Below are 2,978 nucleotides of genomic sequence, written 5' to 3'. Positions count from 1 at the left end.
CCCGCGGCGGCACCTCGGCGTGGTACGTCCGCTGCACCAGGCCGTCGCGCTCCAGTTGACGCAGCCGCTGGGTGAGCACCTTGGGGGTGATCGCGGTGATCCGGCGCTGGAGCTCCACGTAGCGCTGGCGGCCGTGCTCGTTCAGCGCCCAGAGGATCGGGGTGGTCCAGCGGCTGAAGACCAGGTCCACCACCGGGCCGATCGGACACGCCTGGCCCGGGTCAGTCGATCCGTCGACCGCCGCCCGGTCCGCCTTCGGCCCGCCCGCCTTCCACCCGTCCGCCTCACCCACAGCGCTCCCCCTCCGAGCCGGGTCACTTTCCCCTAGGTACCTACTGTACGCAGGCTGTTAGCGTCTCCCTGTCGTCGCGAACGGGATCCTCCGCGATGACGTCAACTCTCCATTTCAACAGGCGAGTTCAATCGACTTCCACCGATGGACGGGACAGCTGTGATGATCGTTGTGACGGGTGCGACGGGCAATGTCGGGCGGCCGCTGGTGCAGGCTCTCGCGGCGGCGGGCGAGCAGGTGACGGCGGTCTCGCGGCGGCCTTCGGACGCCTCGCTCCCGGTGGGCGTGCGACATCACCCGGCCGACCTGACGGACGCCGCGAGCCTGCGGCCGGCCCTGGGCGGCGCCGAGGCGCTGTTCCTCCTCCTCTCCGGCGAGGTGCTGGCAGGTGCGGACCGTCAGAGCGCGGACGCGCTCCTCGACGCGGCCAGGGCGGCGGGGGTGCGCCGGGTGGTGCTGCTCTCCTCCCAGGTCTCCGGGACCCGGCCCGGATCCGTCTCGCACGCGCCACTGGTGGCGTACGAAGAGGCGGTCCGGGCGTCCGGGCTCGACTGGACGATCCTGCGGCCGAGCGGCTTCCACTCCAACGCCTTCGCCTGGGCCGAGCCGGTCCGGACCCGACGGACCGTGCCGGCGCCGTTCGGCGACGTGGCCCTGCCCACCGTGGACCCGGAGGACCTGGCAGCGGTGGCCGCGACCGTCCTGCGCGACGGGCACGCACACACCGGCCGGACCTACGTGCTGACCGGACCCGAACCGGTCTCCCCGCGCGAGCAGGCGCACGCCCTCGCGGCGGCCGTCGGCGAGCCGGTGCACTTCGTGGAGCTCGGCCGGGAGGCCGCTCGGGCACACCTGGTGCAGTTCATGCCGGAGCCCGTCGCCGACGGCACCCTCGACATCCTCGGCGAGCCGACCGACGAGGAGCGGCGGGTCAGCCCGGACGTGGAGCAGCTGCTCGGCCGCCCGGCCGGCACCTTCGCCGACTGGGCACGCCGCAACGCCCCGGCCTTCCGGTAGGCGGCCCGGAGGGTGCCCGATCGGCGGAGGCTTCTCGGCGCCCCGGCCCCGGGTGCGGGGCTCAGGCGGGGCGGAGTGCTCAGGTCTCGCGCTCAGGTCTCGCGCTCCGGGCGGTAGTCCGCCTCCGGTATGCCGAAGGTCCAGGCCACGCCCGCCCGGGCGGTGCGGGTGCTCGGCGGGACGCGCAGCCAGTAGGTACGGAAGGTGCCGTCCGGCTCGGCGGTTGAGTTGACCACCTCCACCATCACCACCGGTTCGTCGTCGGGGAGTTGGATCCGCCAGAGCACGCCCGTCTCGTCCCGGTGGAGCGGCTCGGCGCCGGAGTCCGCGAGGTAGCGCTCGTAACCGTAGTGCTCCAGCAGGACGCGGCGCAGCTCGGCGTTCTCCTCGGTCCGGATCCGTTCGGCGGTCACCTCGCCCAGACCGGCGAGGAATTCGGCCGGGACGGGCATGCCGCGCCAGGCGTGCAGGGCGAAGCCGTCGGCGAACTCCAGGGCCGGTCCGTCGGCGCGGTCGAGCCGGCCGGCCTCGTCGCGGTGCAGCGCGACCGGACGTTCGCTGACCAGGGCCACGCCCTCGTACGGCCACCACCAGCCGGCGCCGCGGGCGACGCCGGCGATCGCGGCCAAGCCGGCGGTCGCAGCGGCCAGGCCGGCGGTCGCGGCGTCCGGGCCGGCCCCGGTGGCGGCCGGTTCGCCGAGCGGGACGCCCGCCGCCTCGAACGCAGCGAACCAGGGTGCGTCGTGCTGGCCCCGGACACCGTCCAGCAGGGCGAGCCGGGCGGCGGTCCGTCGGCTCCGGGCCTCGGAGACCGTGGCCTGCCCGCTCCGCGCCCGGTCCGGCTCGGGGGCGAGCTCGTCGAGCACGGCGTCGCGGATCCGGTCGGCCAGCGCGTTGGCGACCGGGCCGAGCTCACCGCCGGTGAGGGCCCAGAGCTCCGACCACCCGGCCGCGCCGACCCGTTCGACGGCCAGCCGCCGGGCCGCCTCCCAGGGCGCCGTGCGGACCGCCTCGCGCACGCTCACCGCGCCCGCCGCACGCAGCTCCAGCGCCGCCCCGGCCGCCGCGGCCGGCGAGCCGAACCAGCGGATGTCCCCGGGCTCGGCCAGCCCCGCCGCGCGGTAGGCGGCCCGCACCGCCCGCTCGACCGCGGCCCGGTCGGCCGTCCCGGTGGCCGCCGCACTCGCCCGCCAGCGCCCTGCCGCCTCGGCGGGCCGTACCGCCTGCTCCGTCACCATCACCTGCTCCGATCCCGGCCGGGGCGCTCCGCCCGGCCGTCCGACTTCCGTGTCCCGTCCCGCTCCTGCGGCTGCCCCCCCCCCGGCGGCGCGGCCGCACCGGCCCGCCACCGCCCGCGCGGGCGCGCCCGACTCCACGGCACCCGACCGGCCCGACGGCCGGCCCGCCAGGTGGCCGCCCGGCCGTGGTGGGCCCGTCAGTCCGCGACCATCCGCACCGCGCCCGGCACGTACTCGCGCTGGCGGACCACCCGGTACCAGCCCTTGGGCAGCGGTATCGCCGCGTGCTCCTCGTGCACCACCCGGCCGCCCTCGGGCAGGTGCAGCCAGGCCGCGCCGAACGGGCCGGCCTCCCGCCGCAGCCGCCCGGGGCCGACCACGGCGTGCGCATGGCCGGTCACCTCGCCCAGGGCCAGCACCAGCCGGCCCCG

4 protein-coding genes are annotated in these 2,978 nt (G+C 76.9%); 1 reads left to right on the top strand and 3 read right to left on the bottom strand.

Translation table 11 applies throughout. The features are described 5' to 3' along the window. On the bottom strand, positions 1-202 hold a 202-nt coding region (locus MCM47_RS39660; protein ID WP_238951710.1), incomplete at its 3' end, for a helix-turn-helix domain-containing protein. Between the two features lie 252 nt (positions 203-454). Here MCM47_RS39660 and MCM47_RS39655 point away from each other — a divergent pair. Next, positions 455-1,309: an SDR family oxidoreductase gene (locus tag MCM47_RS39655; RefSeq protein WP_238951709.1), complete on the top strand. Its 855-nt coding sequence runs from the start codon at positions 455-457 to the stop codon at positions 1,307-1,309. A gap of 92 nt (positions 1,310-1,401) precedes the next feature. Here MCM47_RS39655 and MCM47_RS39650 read toward each other — a convergent pair whose 3' ends face one another. Continuing rightward, a complete protein-coding gene (locus tag MCM47_RS39650; RefSeq protein ID WP_238951708.1) occupies positions 1,402-2,547 on the bottom strand; it encodes a DUF6745 domain-containing protein in 1,146 nt (381 codons plus the stop codon). Between the two features lie 197 nt (positions 2,548-2,744). Further along, positions 2,745-2,978: hypothetical protein (locus MCM47_RS39645; protein WP_238951707.1), on the bottom strand; the 234-nt coding region annotated here is incomplete at its 5' end.

The organism is Kitasatospora sp. A2-31 (genome assembly GCF_022288725.1).
GTDB lineage: Bacteria > Actinomycetota > Actinomycetes > Streptomycetales > Streptomycetaceae > Kitasatospora.
Note: the sequence above shows the minus strand (reverse complement) of the source record. Positions and strands in the feature narration are given on the sequence as shown.

Bases quoted from the DNA above. Each gene is read 5' to 3' on its own strand.
- MCM47_RS39650 (WP_238951708.1), bottom strand. From the start codon at position 2,547: ATGGTGACGGAGCAGGCGGTACGGCCCGCCGAGGCGGCAGGGCGCTGG.
- MCM47_RS39655 (WP_238951709.1), top strand. From the start codon at position 455: ATGATCGTTGTGACGGGTGCGACGGGCAATGTCGGGCGGCCGCTGGTG.